Raw genomic sequence first — 14943 nt, 5'->3', positions numbered from 1 at the left:
TAGGCGACTTGTTTAGGCGACTTCGGCGTAGGCGGAGTCGGTGTCGCGCAGTGCCGAGTCGGTGTCGGTCATGGCCACTTCCCAGGCGGAGCGGACGTGCTCGATCTCGATCTCGGGGACGTCGGCACCGGATTTGAGGAGGTGGTGGCCGTTGCGCAGGACCATGATGTCGTTGGCCGAGTCGGGGTTGAGCCCGAACGTCCTGACGCACCACTGCGCCGCTTCGGGTTTGTCCTGCCGGAAGATGTGCACGGTCTGGGCTTCTTCGATGACGGCCATGCCCGGGGACCCGGCGGGCACGTCGGTGGCGCCCTTGTGGATGTTGTAGATGTTGGACAGGCCCAGGCCGCGGGAGAGCTTAATGTTCGACCGCTGCTGCAACGCCAGCGGGCCGCTAAGGATGTGGCCGGCTTCTTCGTTGATCACGTTGGTGCGGATGCCCCGGTTTTCGGGGCGGCGCACGGTGCCGAGCAGCCACAGGTTCGCCAGGCCCATGACCATGGGAATGGCCGGGCCGGTGTCGGGCAGCTGGGAGATGTCGAACGAGGTCAGTTTCCGGTTCAGCCGGACACGGGCGGAGGTTTCGCCGTCGAAGATCGCCCCGTAGGTTTCGAGCAGTTCGTTGAAGCAGAACCGCATGGCGATCCCGGACCGGTGCAACTGTTCCAGGGTGGCGTTGCTCATGCCGTGCAGGCTGGGGTCCTTGGGGTCGATGACGCCGAGCAGGTCGTGCAGGTCCGCCGTCGTGGGCGTGCGGGTCCCCTCGAAGTTCTTGATCATGGTCCGGTAGGCGAGGCGGAGGGCTTTGCGTTCCCATTCGTCGGGTCCGTGGCCGTCGCGCATGAGTGCCGGGATGGTGTTCAGGTACACGAGCTGGTTGTTCAGTCCGTCATCGTTCACCCCGGAAATGGCGGGGTCCAGGATGTTGAAAACAACCCCGGTCCCGTCCATGGCGAATTTGATGTGGTCGCCGTTGAACTCCCGGACGATGGGCGAGTACTCGCCCTCGCCTTTTTCGTTCTTCTTGTCGAAAACCACGGCCCGGCGTTGGCGCAGGATCAGCGGCCGCATGACGTACACCGTTTTGGTGTAGGCGGACTTGCCCGCCCCGACGTCGCCGACGACCAGGACGTTGGTGGAGGTGATCCGCCTGGGGGTGGAGTTGTAATCGGTGATCGGGTCTTTGCTGATCGCCGTCTGGGACAGCACGTCCCGGCCGGCCGCGACACCCTCCACCCCGGTCGGGGCAGCGATCAGCGCCGTGTTCAGGATCTCCGCCTGACGGGTGGTCGTCGGGGCGCCCTGAAAGGCCGGGGCGTAGAACCCGTTCCGTGCCGCCCGTTCCCGGACCCGCAGCCGGATGCCCTGCTCCGCGTACGGCGGCCACTCCCCCGACTCCAACGTCAGCACCGGTTCGATCTCCGGGGCGGCGAACACCCTCAACAACGGAACCCGCCGAATCCACGAACCCTTCGTTTTCGTGTCCGTAGCGGTCACCGTCTGCTCTGCCTCCGGAATCAGCGGAAAACGATCCTCACCCGGTTTCGTGATCACAGGTTCGGTGATGACCTTGTTGGCGAGTTCCTCGACACTGCGGTTGTCGGTGAGTTGTTCTGTGGTGTCCATCAGGCGACCTTCTCTTCTTTTTCGCCGCGTCCTGCCAGCTGGTCCATCATCCTGGCGCCGAGGGTTGGTGTTGCCGGTTTCGTACCGCGGTAGATCGGCCATGTGGTCCCGGACGCAGCGGACTGGTAGGTGTCCAGCCATTCGAGCTTGCCGATGCCGGCAGCGGTCGCGGCCGACTCTTCCAGCCGCCGTGCGGCGTCGGTTAGCCCGGCCTGGGTGCGGGCGGAAATGGTGATGAACCCGACCCAGTTCACCCCGTGCTGGCCGGTGCCGGGCATCAGGTCCGCGCCCCGTGCACGGGCCGAGGCCAGGTTCACGTCCGTGGCCGGATCGACCAGCTGGCCTTTCTTCTGTTTGGAGATCACCGCGGCCATGTCCCGCACGACGTCCTTGGAGGCCAGCAGCCGTGCCTGGTCGGCCGGGACGGTCTCAAGCTGGAAGCTGAGCGTCCGCGCCCCGGACCCGGCGTTGTGCAGCAGGGACAGCAGCCAGTACGGGGTCCGCTCCCCCGTTTCCATGTTCTCGGCGCTGATCATCGCCGTCCGGTGCCCCCACACGACCTCGGCGCCGGTGATCGGGTCGGTGCCGGTGACCCAGGTGGAGTTCCACTCGTCCCGGGACGGCAGTCCCATCCGGTCGGCCCGGACCCCGGCGACCATCAGGGGCGGGCGGGAAGGGTTCTGCTGGTGCAGCATCATGGCCACGACGGCTCGTGCAGTCAGCGGCCGCACCTTACCCAACTTGGCCGCGCGCAGGGACCGGGCCAGGGAGGAGATCTCCGCGGCCATCAACAGCCGCCACCCGTCCCGTCCGGTACCGTAGCGGGCGGCGGTGGCGTAGAAGTCCGGGGTCAGCGGCCAGCGGCCCACGATCAGGTGCCTTTGGACGAAGGTGTCCCGGCCGGTGCGCTCCAGCACCTCCTGGTAGGAGCGGACGGCTGCAGGGTTCGCGTCGGCCGCCAGGTGGTCCTGGACCCAGGCCTCGTTCAGGGCCAGGTCCGGCGGCAGCACGCGGGTGATGGACTGTATCCCGCTGACCAGTTTGGACGCCGGCGCGAACCCTGACAGCAAAGCCCCGAAACCGGCCTGCGCCTGCTCCTGCCTCCGGGCGGACTCTGCTCCGCGCAGCTGCCCGGAGACCTCGAACGCGACCGACAGGTACGGCTGCTCTCCGACCGGTGCGTGCCAGGCGATCCCCGGTTTGCCGGTGCGGGCGTCCAGCCAGCCCATCCCGTCTGCCCCGTCCGGACGTGACCGGACAGCTGCCATGATCCGTGCCTTCTCCGCGCTGGACGTAGCGAGGTCGGCCAGGGCGGTGGCCTCGTCCCACGCGGCCGTGCTGTAGGGGATGAACCGGTCAGTTCCGCACTTTCGGCGTTCCTTCCACCGGAGGCGCCGCTTCCGCCGCTCCCAGTAGGAGCCCCGGTGCGTCGAGGCGGTGAGGAGGTAGACGACCACTCCGGAGAGCACGCCGGCGACCAGTCCGGGCCAGCCCGTGAACATCATGCCGAAAAAGCCGACAACCAAGCACCCGCCCAAACCGATCAGCTGGGAGGTGGACTTGATACCGCCGAAGAAGCTCCGGTGCCCCGATTCCCCGCCAATGAACCGTATCGCCATCCGTCTATCCCCCGTACCGTTCCGTTTCGTCGTCCATGCCCCCGGCCGCGTACTCGCCGCCTGCCGCTCCCAGCCGGGCCGCTGTCTCGCCCACGTCCTTGGCCTTCTCCGCCGCTGCCATCGCACCCGCGGCCAGCAGGGTAGGAATGCCGATCGCCGCACCAACACCGGTCGAGGACTCGGCGGCACCCGCCACAGCCATCGCTTCCGCACAACCGGCGGCACTACCGGCGCCGGCCGCCGAAGCACCGGCTCCGGCTTCCGCACCAGCTGCGGCACCGGCCTTCGGGCCGCCCCCGATGGGCATCTTGGGCGCCAGAGGTGCGCTGTCAGGGCTGGCTGCAGCATCGGCCTGGGAGCCGCCGTTCAGCTCGCGGAGTTTACGGACCAGCGACCCATCCCCCGGATCCTGGGACGCTGCACCCGAGCCTTGGGAACCAGCACCCTGCGAACCAGCAGTCTGGGAACCCGGGCCCGGCGTTCCGGGGTCACCACTGGCAGGGTCTGCCCGGTTCATGTCTTTCACGTCCCGCATGGTCTGCGGCCCGTATTCCTTCTGGGGTGGAGTCAGGGAGGGGCCGTGCTGGCCGCCGGCTCCCGCGGGGATGACCGGGGCGAACTTCATCAGCATCATCGGGGCCAGGCCGGCGATCATCAACGCGATAAAGGATGCGATGATGTTCATCAGCGTTCCCAGCCCGTCGCTCCACTTCATCCAGGACGCGGACGCGGCAATCATGTTGTACGCGATACCCAGCATGAAAAACAGCAGCGGATGGCAGGCGAGAATCCCCAACCAGAGCAACGGGATTTTCCGGCCGAAGGAACCGTGCCTGGCCGAGGTGAACCAGACCATGCCCAGCGGTGCCATAACCCCGGAAAAATACAAGGTCACCAGCATCACGGCCAGCATGATCACCACCACGAACAGGCCAACGATCATGCAGACCATCAACCCGATACCCACGATCACCCCGCCAGGGAACGCTGCCGCGTCAGTCTTCAGCATCGAGTCCATCGTGGAGAGCATCCGCTCCGACGAGGAAACAATCCCCCAGGAAATCAGGCTCTCCGACAAACCCCCCAGCGCCTTCACCAACATCACACCGATCAACGGCCCAAACAGGGCGCCCCCAAAAAACAACGCCGTCTTCGTCGTCAAAACCTCAACGAACTCCTGACCGGCCAGGGCACCCCGGGCAACCGCGATGAACTGGAACAGCAACAGGAAACCCCACACCACAATCGCCAGCGCGAAACTGATCGCATACGCCTTGATGAACCAGTCCACCGACAGATCCGGCTCGGTGGCCTTGGACAACGCCGGCAACAAATCATTCGCCAACCCACGGGCACCATCACGAGTCGCCGTGAAAATCGCCCTCAACGGATCAGAAGCAAAACTCACGACCCCGCCAACGGCATCCGCAGCAGGCTTTGTTGCGGCTATTACTTTGGCGGCACCTTTGACCAATCCTCCTAGAACGCCGGGATCCGGGCTGTCCTCCATGGGAACCAACATCAACATTGATTAGCACCCTCCTGCGAACGCAGAACCAGTGGCGAAAAGCTCATCAAGGCTCCGCGCGGTTCCGTCGCTCTTGACTTTCCACGCTCCGGATTCCCAAACCAGCGTTAGTGTCGAGCCGAACTTCCGGCCAGTCGGCTTTCCATTGACAACTTCTGCGCCGCCGACCGTTACCTGCGCCGCGCTTGGCGTCGTCTCCTCGAAGATGTACCGGCCGTCAGCCAGATTTAAGGAAGCTGACGTCACACCCGGGTAACTCTTTGGCGCTGCGCTGTTTGCCGCTAAATCAGCAATTGTTCCCGTGGCGCCACTAGCGAGGATGGATTGCGCAACGATGGCCGCGTCCTTAGGGCTGGAGCGGGGATATTGTGCCGCCCAGCGGAGGACTGCGGCGCCGAAGCCCACAGCCCCGGCCTGGTTGTGCGGGGCATTCTTCTGGGCCTGCAACAGGCCGGCAGCGTCGTTCAAAGGACCTGCCAGGCAGCCATTCGGCACCGCTGCCGCCCCAGTAGCGGTCGGTGCAGAACTGGTAGCGGCACTTTCGCCCCTTCGTGGGTTCCCTTGGTACCAGGCGCTCACGCCGCCGACCAGGGCGAGCACGACGACGAGGCCGGTCACGATCCATGCCCAGCGCGGGAGCCCGCGGCCGCCGCCGGCGGCGGGGCTCCGGCGCACCATCAGCCCGCCACCGCGAGGATCGCCCCGGCGATGACCCCAAACCCGGCCAAGCAACCCAGACCGATACCCGCCCCCACAGCTTTCTTCTTGCCCTCTGCATGGGCATGCGGATTGTTCGAGTCTGCTTTCGCCATGGCGGTCAAACCGATGACGAGGTAGAGGCCCGCCACGATGATGGCTATGCCCCAGGCGGCAGCGAACAGTTTCTGCCACCACTCCGTGAACTTCCCACCCAGCGAGGTGAAGTCGGGGATGCCGGGGAAGGGGTTAGCGATCATCGGCGCCGGACCGGCCTGCACGACGGTGGAAGGGTCAACGTGCGTTGAGAGCTCTACGAGGGCTGAAAGAATGACGCTCATCGGTTCTGATCCTTTGCGAAGACGTTCTGGTTCGTTTGGGCGACGACACCGGCGGCGATGGCCGTCAATGCCTGGCGGGTGGCCGGGGCCAGCTTGTTGAGCGTGAGCGCACCGCGCTCAGCCACATGGGCGTCGTAGGGGACGGCGTAGATGTGATCCTCAGCGATGCCCTTGTCCATGAACTGCTTCTTCAGCCGCGAGGGTTTGAACTCCGGGCGCCCGTCGGACATCATCACCACGATGGCCGTCCGTGCCAGCCGCGCCGCGTCCCGGCCCTGGTGTTCCAGAAACTCGAGCAGCTCCAGCGCCTCTGAGACGGCGTCCTGAGCAAGCATCGTCGGGATTACCAGCACATCGGTGACATCCACCGCGGCCCCGAATGGGCCGGAGCTGTACTGGTTGCCCGTATCCATCACACGGATCGTGAAGTGCTCGTCCACGATCGAGGCCACATCCAGCACGTTCTCGCGCGTCAACGGCGGACGCCACTGGGGCGTGGAACCAATCACTGAGGCAAAGCTTGTCTGCGTTACCGTGTAGCCGCGCAACTGGGACTGGGTACGGACACCGGAGATGTTCGCGACCAACTCCCCCATGCCCAACTGCGGGTCCCCCTCGGCGCGGTAGGCCAACTGTCCCTTGTCATCGGACGTTTCCAGGATGGCCACCGACCCGCCACGAATCGCGGCAAGAACCCCGCCCAGCAGGATCGAGAGCGGCGTCTTCCCAGCAGTGCCTTTCTTGTTGGCCACCAACAGACCCACGGCCCGGGTCCAGCTCGACTGCCGGATCAAAGCCTCAAAGCGGCCCTGGTCCACGACCAGAAGGCGTGCAGCAGCTTCAGCCTGGGACGGCCTAAGTTTCAGCAACCCGCCCGACACCCGGTTCACGAAACCCCGAAAGCCTTCCCTTGCAGGTACCGCCGGCTCCTCCTCATCAGCCTCAGAATCCTGTTCCGTGACCAGAGCCGGCGCCTTTGCAGGCACAGCAAGGGCAGTGCCCGACCTGACCTCCCGGACCTCCCGGACCGCCTGGGCGTCGCCGGCGTAAGCCGGTTCAACGAACGGATCCGCGGGCTCTTCAAAAGCCTCATCAGTGGCCGGAGCCGGCTCCGGCCGCTCCTCCGTTTCTACATACATGCCCGAACGCCGCGCGCCCGGAAAATTCACCTCAGTCATCGAAAGATCCCGCCTTCCTAGATCCCAACAGGACTCAAACGAGCCCCGCACCTTACAAACACCTCTCCTCCAGCGGTACCAAAAGGCACCGACAGGAATCCATCGACTGGACCAAGGGGCGATTCTCCCCGACTTGTCACGCTTTTGCATGTCAAGTCACGTGTTCGTGGCGGGCTTCACATGCCAGTGACGGAATGAGTCAATAGAAACCGTCTTTAGGATAGCGCGTACTTTAACTATGCACTATGGTTTAGGTATGATCACCGTCAAGAAGTTGGGGCATGATAGAACCCATGCCCCGCTACGTCCGACCCAGTGTGCCCGCCTCTCTGGAGGCAGCCATTGACGCGTTCGGTGGCAATCACGCAAAGATTGCCGTCCTCGGCTTCCTTGCTGAGCATGGTCCGGCGACATCCGCTGAAGTCGCGGAAGGGACCGGCTTGGGGCGGCCTACCGTTAAAGCGCACCTCTATCAATTGGCAGATGCCGGAGCCGTCACCGCTGATCCACCAAGAGGTCTTCGCGTTGAAGACCGGGTCGGTAAGAGAGTCAGGTACTCAGTGGTACGCGAAGAGCTCACCAAGCACTATAAAGCGCTTGGACGCGCCCTGAAACTCGTGGACTAACTCCCGCCAGCTGGAAGCGCATGCTTAAACTGCGCACCGTTGGGCGTGTCACTCCCAAGCTCACACACACATACATAGTTAAGTGGGTCTCATGGCAGCTCGCAGACTTCCCAAAGGTACACGGGTCAATCCCGTCCGTCTTGGCTGGGCAATCGAAGAACCGCGCAAGGACGTAATCGACGATTTGGCAAAGCGGGCTGGCGTATCCAGCGCGGTCGTGCTGGAGGCCATCATCGACCACATCCAGCCGGACATTCCCACCGTCGGACTGCCCTCCTGGATGCTCAAGAACCAAGGAGCGCTGCCCATACCGCAAGCATCTTAAAGGAAGAAGGCCCGCACTAGGCGGGCCTTCCAAAGTATGTAGTTCAGATCCAGTTCTTGGCGGGACGCGATCTGAACTTTTCAAAACACCCACCCAGTGGGTGGATTTTTTCGTACCCTCCGGAGAGGACTAACTGCTGTCTATGGTACAGCTCTACACATCCGCGTCAACAAAGGCGCGGCCGCGTTTTTCGTGTCATTCCACGCCCAAGCAGGCGTGGAAACTGGCTCCGCTGATCGCCGGTCAACCCCTGTACCGGGTTGGCCGCTGGCGTGGCCAGCGGTTTGGGTATCCGCGGCCAGATATTCCCCCGCGGATTACGGACGCTCTTCCGGATGCGCCCGCAGCGGTCATGGTCCACGGCCCCGATGGTTCCGTGGCGACCCTGTGCCTGGACCTGGATACTTCCAAGGCCGCCAAGCACGTAGTTGACTCCGACGCCGCCAGCTTGGGAAGCCTATTGGCCGAATGCGGCCTGCGATTCGTTCAGGACTTCTCCCCTAGCGGCGGTGTTCACCTGTACGTACCGCTAAGGCAGCGTATGGATGGGGCAGCTGCGCGGGAACTCGTTGAAGCCATGACGCTTCGGGCTCCCAGCCTCGACCCGGGGCCCCATCAAAACCTCGGTGACGGCTGCATCCGTGTCCCCGGTTCTCCACACAAGTCCGGCGGCCACCAAGTCCTAGTCACCCCATTGTCGGCCGCGTACGAGATCCTGCGGCACCGGAACCCGGCCGCCGCAATAGAGACGCTGCGCAGAAAACTCGCACCAGAACTGCACCGGCGCCAGGAACTCAAAGACCGGCTCCGCAGGGCTGCTGCACTCCCCAGCCCGGCCCCGGCCGCTGTGCCCCTCCTGGCCGGGACTGAATCACCGCTGCGCAGGATAGCCCAGACCGGCCTGTTCGACGCGAACCGCTACCCCTCCCCTTCCGAAGCACGCCTTGCCGTCCTGAACCATTTCGTGGGCTCCGGCTGGACTCTGTCACAGGTCGAGCACGAGCTCACCGGACAGTTCACTGGACTGGCGGCCCTCTACGGCACCCCCACCAAGCAGCACAGGCTCCTACCCAAAGAGTGGGAAAAAGCCACCGACTACGTAAAAGAACGGGACCTCGGAAAACAAGGGGAAAGACATGCACTTATTAACGACACAAGCCCTACTAAACCCACAGGGGGGGCACCCAACCCCAGCAACGCAGCCATCCACCAACTGGTGAACGATCTGGAAAATGTCCTCTACTCGGTCCTGGACCAACGACTCAAAGACCGAGGGCGAGAAGGCCACAGCCTTCGCCTCCTACTTCGCGCATTACTGAGCTACATGAGGGCCAAGAAGACGAATGTCCTGGACGTAGGGTGCCGCACTCTGGCCGTAGCCGTCGGTAAACACCACGCAACGGTGGCCCGGCTCCTGCCGATTCTCGCCGCAAACTCAGATGGCATCCTCACCAAAACAGAAGACGCCAGGCACAAAGCCGCGGACGTCTATATGATCCAACTGCCCGAACACTTCCAACAGCTCGCACGCGAACTGACTTGGCGAAAGGGCAAAATCCACGGGATACGGCCCGTGTTTCGCACCCTCGGAGATCCCGCAGCACTTGCCTACGAGGCCATCGAACGCGGCCGGCACTCCCCCACCACAGCCGAAATCATCCGTGCCACAGGCATCAGCCGCAACGCCATAGACAACGCACTGGCAGAGATGGCAAGCCTCGGCATGATCCACCGAGACGGCCGGCAATGGAAAATCAACGCAGCCACCAGCCTCACACGCCTCGCCATCCGCTTGGGCGTCATGGATGACGTCCAAGCCCAAATCAGCAGGAACCGTAAAGAACGCGCCGCATGGCACGCATGGCTCGACCGGCACCTAACGCCAGAATCCATCACCGAGGAAGATATGTACGACGCCGAGAGGGACGAATATTGGCTGCCACCTACCGAAGACGATTACCCATTGTGGGCGGCTGCGTAGGAAGGCTAGGGAAGCCGAGCCCCTTCGGTGTCGAATTAACGGGAACGTGACCTTCCGGCGGCCCTCTACGAGCCTGGTTCCGTTGGCCTGGTACGAGCCCGGACGGCGCAGGAAACACCCGTCGCCAGCCTGGCGGAACTCGCGGAGTTCGCCGGCCGCGGGCCGTCCTCATGGCTTGACGCCGGGCTCCTCGCCGGCGCGGCTGCTCAACATGCCGTCGACGGCATCATGATCGCAGAAAGTTGTCGAATGCTTTGGGCAAGTTCGGGCGGGCACTTATTCCTTAGATATAAGCCTCTCGAAAGAGCGAGTGATGTCACGGAGGGCGGCCCGCGTATTGGGACCGCGTACCGAAGGCGCAGATAGCTGGGCTGGCTTGCACTCCACGTTCTAATTGCGTCCTGTAAGTGATATCAAATTAATAGCGTATTGCTAGTGATGTTCGGTAGAAGCCGCGATGAGGATGGCTTGACTGCTGCCGATCCAATTTGGTGGTCTACAGGAGAACGCTTCGAAACTCTCCTCGTTGGTCACCTTCTATGGATTTGCAGGTTTAGATCAGTAAGTCTCTCGGGCGGTTACCGTTAGGGTCGCCCATAGGTTTTCGGGATGTTGAGGTCATCACTCACAGAGGAGCTCCATCTCAGATTGCTGCCAGCCCCTAAAAGCCTGGTCGCGTATGGTAGCAATTTGCTACTGGTTTGAAATTGGTTTCAAATCAGTAGCGCTATGCTAGTTAGTTGATAGCATTTTGCCCGACCACAGGCGGAGAGACTTCGTAGCCTCAGATTGAGGGCCGCATTCGCGCAATCGCAAAGTTGGGTCGATAGCTCACAGCTTGATATCACTTTGATACCAGTTTGAAATTGAAAGTGATATCAAACTAGTAGCACATTGCTAGTGATCGGACACTTCCCTTGACCGGCAACCATCAGAGCGGAAGCTTTGATCGCGTTGGGATAAAACCTCAAGCGCAGCACTCTCCTCATCTGATAGCAGTTTGATAGTGATATCAGATCGCTAGCACTGCTAGTCCTAGTCCGGGAAGCTGGTTGGCCAACCCGCAGTATTTTGATACCAATTCACTAGCTCTTTGCAAGTGATATCAAATCAGTAGCGTGTCGCTAGCGCTTTAATATTGATAGCTCCCCTAGAGTGACAGTCATGATCATTGTTGTTGGAAGCGAAAAGGGCGGAGTCGGCAAGTCTACTGTCGTTACCAATGCCGCCGTAGAACTTGCGAAGCGTGGACTTCGTGTTGCCGTGGTGGACGGCGATCGACAACGGTCTACGGCGCGATGGGCGGGGGACCGAGAAGAGGCAGGGCATCAGCCGCGCATCTTCGTTGTCGAGAAGCTCGGCAGCCTTCACGAAACCCTGCGAGAGCTTAACGACAGTTATGACGTGGTGTTGGTTGACGTGGCCGGCAAGGACAGCAAGGAAATGCGTACCGCCATGACGGCCGCACATCAGCTACTCGTTCTTACTCAGTCCAGCCAGTTCGACCTGGACACCCTAGAAACGGTGGACCGGCTGATAGAAACGGCTAGGGATTTCAACCCGGAGTTGCGTGTTCGCGGGGCACTTACCAGGGTATCGACGAACGCCTTTGAGTCCGAGAGTGCGGATGCCCGTGAATACCTTTCCGACTTCCCGAGCATTGAGCCACTCAGGACCGTGTTGTACGAGCGGAAGGCGTACCGCGATGTCGTGGGGGAGGGGCTCGGTGTTGTCGAGTGGAAGAATCCTAAGGCGGCCGGAGAGATTCGCGGGCTGGTAGCGGAGCTGATGGACTAGTGGCGATCAGAAAGCGCTCCGTGGACAGGGCACGGGAGGAAGCCATTGAGGCGTTTGGCAATGGCGCAGAGCCGTTGTTGGCCCCGCCGGCGGTTAGTGTGGCGAAGGCGGCCTTGGCACGTCCCAGCGTAACCCCGCAGCTAGGAGATGCCAGAGATAAGAGCAATCCGCGGACGATGTTGCTACGGTTCGACGAAGATCGTGAATTGGTTGATCTGCTTGCCGAGGTGGCGAGCTTGGAAGGGCGAAAAAAGCACCCAATGGCGTTGAGGGCTTTGAGGATTGGGCTCGAGCGCGTGCGCGAAGGCTATGAGTGAAAATTGCCCGGTCTGAAGGCGAGGGCAGAACGAATTAGGCCCACGGCCGTTCCAGGTTGATAGCAAGCTGATAGCAATTGGATATTAGTTTTTCCGGAGCCCAATCGCGGTGCGGGTGCGAAGCTGGCTGGGCCGGCGGAACTGCAGCAGGCTCGCGTGTGCCGTCGGCCAGCTCATGACCACGTCCTTGGCTGGGCGCGGACCGGGTTCCCGTGTTCGCGGTTGCAAGCAACCAGTAATTCAGCCTTGTCCAGATTCCAAGCCCCTGACCGGGAAGTGCGCGGCGTCACCGGTTCTGAGCCGCGCCACACGCAGCAGACCCCACCTACTGGGGCACAGTTCTAACGGGTCTGTCTTGAGCTCCCTATCCGGGAGGTCCTCCGCACTAATGTCGCCCTTGTTCGAACTCCTCTGCACGAGAAGGAGGGAACGGGGTGGGACACCGAATCTGTGCGCATCGAGTCCGACACGCTGTCGATGCCGGATGCCGTGTGGGATCGCACGAAGGTGGTGACACCGAAGCGCTGATCGAGAGTATGCAGCAGGGCAGCTTGAAGATCCATGACGGCGAGTGCGGGACGCCGGTGGAACACTCCACAGGGCAAGAGGTGGCAATCTCCGGATCATGCAGAAGTGTCTAACCAATGCCCTGAAACACGGCGGGCGCGGCACGGGATGTCCAGACCACTTTGACTGGAGCGGCCCAGGCCTGACCCTCCCACATGGCCTCGACGATGGCGCCCGACTAATGCACAGACCGGGGAACCCGGGCCCGTATCGGTCGGGGACTTCCCGGCGTGCAAGAACGCGCCATGCCGGCGGCTGGCTGACGGCGCGGCCCGATGGTGACCAAAGCCTGCGCCGACCCGTTGTGCAAGCGAGTATGAACATCCGTGCAGACGTCTTTGGAAACGACAAACAAATGAGGCGCACAGAGATTGTGTCCCTATTTCGTCTTTCGTATTTCGTTAAGTTACGTCTTGTGTTAGGGTGGCGCTATGAGTGAGCAACAAACCGAGGAGCGCGTCTGCCGGTTTCCTGGCTGCCGGCGCCCGGCGATGGCCGGTGAGGCGGGGACGGGGCGGCCGCCTGAGTATTGCGATGACCCTAGGCATAACCGTGCCGCCGCGTGGCGGGCGCGCCAGCGGCAAGGGGAGCATCAGGAGCGGGCCGAGGAGACGAGGCCGGTTGATGCTGCGCGTCAGCGCGCCAGCGAGATCGGGGGCCAGGTTGCAGGCATGATCGAGCATCTGGGCCAGCAGCTGGCGTCACTCGTCGAGGAGCTGCGCACGGTGGGGGATCCGGACGCGGCAGAAGCACAGATCGAGTCGATTTCGACCGAGGCCGCCGAGAAGATCGCCGCTGCGGCGGCCCGTGCCACGCGCGCGGAGCAGGCCCAGCGACGTGCGGAGGTCGAAAAGGACGAGGCCGACGCCGCCGCGGCGGAGGCGACCCAACAGGTCGAAGAGCTGACCGGGAGCCTGGCTGGCCTCCAGGATGAGCTACTTGCTGCCCGAAATGCGGGGGAGGCCTTGGAAGAGGAACTTGCCCAGGCCCGCATGGCCGCCGAGCAGGACCGGGCACAGGCAGCAGCAGCCGCGGGGGAGCTGCGCGCCAGCCTCGAGGCCGCCCGCGACCAGCTCGCCCGCACGGAGCAGGAAAGGGATGCCGCCAATGCCCGGGCCGAGGCCACGGAACGGGAAAAGACCGGCGCGGAGAGCCGCGCGGCGGCCGAAGCGGAGCGGGCCCATCGCGCCGAAGCAGAAGCAGGGGAAGTTCGCGCCCAGCTCGAGGCCGTCAGGGGTCAGCTCGAGGCGGCCCGTGGCGATCTCGAGGGCGCCCGCGAGGCGACAGCCGAGCTGCGCGGATCCGTGGCCGCGCTCACCGCCGAGCGCGACGCTGCCCGGGCCGACGCCGATCGCGAACGCGACCACGGGAACCAGCGCGTCGATGACCTCCGTACCCTGTACGAGCGCCAGATGGACCAGCTCCGAACCGAGGCCGCCGAAGCGCGCACTGCCGTGGCTGAATCCCGGTCCCGCCGCGGCGGTCCAGCCGGGAAGCCGGGGGAGGGGCCAAACCGGTAGAGCGGCCGGTTTTCGCTGAGCCGCCCTGCCAGGCGGGCGAAACGCCCGCCATGGGCTTGTCAGAACCGCTCCAGAAAACGGCAAGGGCAGGTAATGAGAAGAGCGATGATCGGCCTGATCCTGGCACTGTCGGGTTGGGCGTGCGCGGGGATCTACCTGGTCCTTACCGTTCAGGCGCTCGGGAATGCGGTGACACGGGCAAATGTGTTCCTCGTGGGTGACGCAGCAGCTTCCTTTGTCACCGGCTTGGTGAGCTGGTCGGTGCTGGTGTATCTGGGAGGCCTGTTCGGCATCAGGCGTCCCCGGCTACTGGGGAAGAAGAGCAAATGAGTCGAATTGAAACCGTGTACGTGGTCAGTGAGCCGCAGCCGACCGTCGAGGAGTCGGTCAGGCAGCTCGCCCAGCGCCTGGACAAGAACCTCAAAGACCTGGTGACCGTGTTCGAGGAGGCCGGCGACCAGTTATGGACAGCAGAGCCTGCATCCCACAGCGTCACGCCCGTGCCATTCACTGAGCGTAGGCCTGTCGGAATCATTGGTCATGAGAACGTCCAGGTCACGCGCTACATCGCTTCGGCCCTGGTCATGGTCTCGTTCCAGAAGCGCATCGACTGACTCGAGGCGCCCGGGGGGTGTTTCCCCACGATCGAGTTGCTTACGCCAAAGGTGTACCGACCGTGCCCGGATGAAGCCAAGAGATCTTGTTGACTGCATAGGTCTCCCGGGACTCCCGGGGCGTGTGGGCAGGCGCGGAGGATTAGAGGCAATGAGTCCGGAGCAGGTTGGGATGACTTACCGGTCACTATGGGCGAGCCTTGAAGTG

At 63.1% G+C, this 14943-nt stretch carries 14 protein-coding genes; 8 read left to right on the top strand and 6 right to left on the bottom strand.

Features of this window, described 5'->3' with window-relative positions:
* Positions 1–12: 12 nt before the first annotated feature.
* The 6 genes from AC1DFE_RS18855 to AC1DFE_RS18830 form a co-directional block, all read right to left on the bottom strand.
* Complete coding sequence (locus AC1DFE_RS18855) at positions 13–1626, bottom strand: ATP/GTP-binding protein (RefSeq protein ID WP_476907391.1); 1614 nt, start codon at positions 1624–1626, stop codon at positions 13–15.
* Positions 1626–3245: an SCO6880 family protein gene (locus AC1DFE_RS18850; RefSeq protein ID WP_476907390.1), complete on the bottom strand. Its 1620-nt coding sequence runs from the start codon at positions 3243–3245 to the stop codon at positions 1626–1628. The genes AC1DFE_RS18855 and AC1DFE_RS18850 overlap by 1 nt, the downstream gene beginning before the upstream one ends.
* 4 nt (positions 3246–3249) lie before the next feature.
* Positions 3250–4590, bottom strand: a complete 1341-nt coding sequence (locus AC1DFE_RS18845) for a hypothetical protein (protein ID WP_476907389.1) — start codon at positions 4588–4590, stop codon at positions 3250–3252.
* A 186-nt stretch (positions 4591–4776) separates the two neighbouring features.
* Positions 4777–5391 (bottom strand): hypothetical protein, encoded by a 615-nt coding sequence (locus AC1DFE_RS18840; RefSeq protein ID WP_476907388.1) that lies wholly within the window; start codon positions 5389–5391, stop codon positions 4777–4779.
* A 59-nt stretch (positions 5392–5450) separates the two neighbouring features.
* The gene (locus tag AC1DFE_RS18835; protein ID WP_476907387.1) at positions 5451–5810 is read right to left on the bottom strand and encodes a hypothetical protein; all 360 of its coding nucleotides are present in this window, start codon (positions 5808–5810) and stop codon (positions 5451–5453) included.
* Positions 5807–6988 (bottom strand): MinD/ParA family ATP-binding protein, encoded by a 1182-nt coding sequence (locus tag AC1DFE_RS18830; protein WP_476907386.1) that lies wholly within the window; start codon positions 6986–6988, stop codon positions 5807–5809. Before AC1DFE_RS18830 ends, AC1DFE_RS18835 begins: the two co-directional genes overlap by 4 nt.
* A 281-nt stretch (positions 6989–7269) precedes the next feature.
* Between AC1DFE_RS18830 and AC1DFE_RS18825 the strand changes: the two genes are divergently transcribed.
* The 8 genes from AC1DFE_RS18825 (at position 7270) to AC1DFE_RS18790 (ending at position 14735) form a co-directional block, all read left to right on the top strand.
* Positions 7270–7614, top strand: a complete 345-nt coding sequence (locus tag AC1DFE_RS18825) for an ArsR/SmtB family transcription factor (RefSeq protein WP_476907385.1) — start codon at positions 7270–7272, stop codon at positions 7612–7614.
* 91 nt (positions 7615–7705) lie between these two features.
* Complete coding sequence (locus AC1DFE_RS18820) at positions 7706–7939, top strand: SDR family oxidoreductase (RefSeq protein ID WP_377999998.1); 234 nt, start codon at positions 7706–7708, stop codon at positions 7937–7939.
* 541 nt (positions 7940–8480) lie between these two features.
* Positions 8481–9920 carry a hypothetical protein gene (locus AC1DFE_RS18815; protein WP_476907384.1) on the top strand — a complete coding sequence of 480 codons (1440 nt, stop codon included), beginning with the start codon at positions 8481–8483 and terminating at the stop codon, positions 9918–9920.
* Positions 9921–11084: 1164 nt separating this feature from the next.
* The gene (locus AC1DFE_RS18810) at positions 11085–11717 is read left to right on the top strand and encodes a division plane positioning ATPase MipZ (RefSeq protein WP_476907383.1); all 633 of its coding nucleotides are present in this window, start codon (positions 11085–11087) and stop codon (positions 11715–11717) included.
* 20 nt (positions 11718–11737) lie between these two features.
* Entirely contained in the window at positions 11738–12034 is a 297-nt protein-coding gene (locus AC1DFE_RS18805) for a hypothetical protein (RefSeq protein ID WP_476907382.1), read from the top strand.
* A gap of 998 nt (positions 12035–13032) precedes the next feature.
* Entirely contained in the window at positions 13033–14121 is a 1089-nt protein-coding gene (locus tag AC1DFE_RS18800) for a hypothetical protein (RefSeq protein ID WP_476907381.1), read from the top strand.
* Between the two features lie 105 nt (positions 14122–14226).
* Positions 14227–14451: a hypothetical protein gene (locus AC1DFE_RS18795; RefSeq protein ID WP_476907380.1), complete on the top strand. Its 225-nt coding sequence runs from the start codon at positions 14227–14229 to the stop codon at positions 14449–14451.
* On the top strand, positions 14448–14735 hold the full coding sequence (locus AC1DFE_RS18790; RefSeq protein WP_476907379.1) for a hypothetical protein: 288 nt from the start codon (positions 14448–14450) through the stop codon (positions 14733–14735). The genes AC1DFE_RS18795 and AC1DFE_RS18790 overlap by 4 nt, the downstream gene beginning before the upstream one ends.
* The last annotated feature ends 208 nt before the right edge of the window (positions 14736–14943 follow it).

The sequence above is a fragment of the Arthrobacter sp. 05T423 genome (assembly GCF_056396245.1).
Note: the sequence above shows the minus strand (reverse complement) of the source record. Positions and strands in the feature narration are given on the sequence as shown.

What these genes read in the sequence shown, in the direction of transcription:
- AC1DFE_RS18855 (WP_476907391.1), bottom strand. Translation starts at nt 1,626, where the DNA reads ATGGACACCACAGAACAACTCACCGACAACCGCAGTGTCGAGGAACTC.
- AC1DFE_RS18850 (WP_476907390.1), bottom strand. Translation starts at nt 3,245, where the DNA reads ATGGCGATACGGTTCATTGGCGGGGAATCGGGGCACCGGAGCTTCTTC.
- AC1DFE_RS18835 (WP_476907387.1), bottom strand. Translation starts at nt 5,810, where the DNA reads ATGAGCGTCATTCTTTCAGCCCTCGTAGAGCTCTCAACGCACGTTGAC.
- AC1DFE_RS18830 (WP_476907386.1), bottom strand. Translation starts at nt 6,988, where the DNA reads ATGACTGAGGTGAATTTTCCGGGCGCGCGGCGTTCGGGCATGTATGTA.
- AC1DFE_RS18825 (WP_476907385.1), top strand. Translation starts at nt 7,270, where the DNA reads ATGATAGAACCCATGCCCCGCTACGTCCGACCCAGTGTGCCCGCCTCT.
- AC1DFE_RS18820 (WP_377999998.1), top strand. Translation starts at nt 7,706, where the DNA reads ATGGCAGCTCGCAGACTTCCCAAAGGTACACGGGTCAATCCCGTCCGT.
- AC1DFE_RS18815 (WP_476907384.1), top strand. Translation starts at nt 8,481, where the DNA reads ATGGATGGGGCAGCTGCGCGGGAACTCGTTGAAGCCATGACGCTTCGG.
- AC1DFE_RS18810 (WP_476907383.1), top strand. Translation starts at nt 11,085, where the DNA reads ATGATCATTGTTGTTGGAAGCGAAAAGGGCGGAGTCGGCAAGTCTACT.
- AC1DFE_RS18800 (WP_476907381.1), top strand. Translation starts at nt 13,033, where the DNA reads ATGAGTGAGCAACAAACCGAGGAGCGCGTCTGCCGGTTTCCTGGCTGC.
- AC1DFE_RS18795 (WP_476907380.1), top strand. Translation starts at nt 14,227, where the DNA reads ATGATCGGCCTGATCCTGGCACTGTCGGGTTGGGCGTGCGCGGGGATC.
- AC1DFE_RS18790 (WP_476907379.1), top strand. Translation starts at nt 14,448, where the DNA reads ATGAGTCGAATTGAAACCGTGTACGTGGTCAGTGAGCCGCAGCCGACC.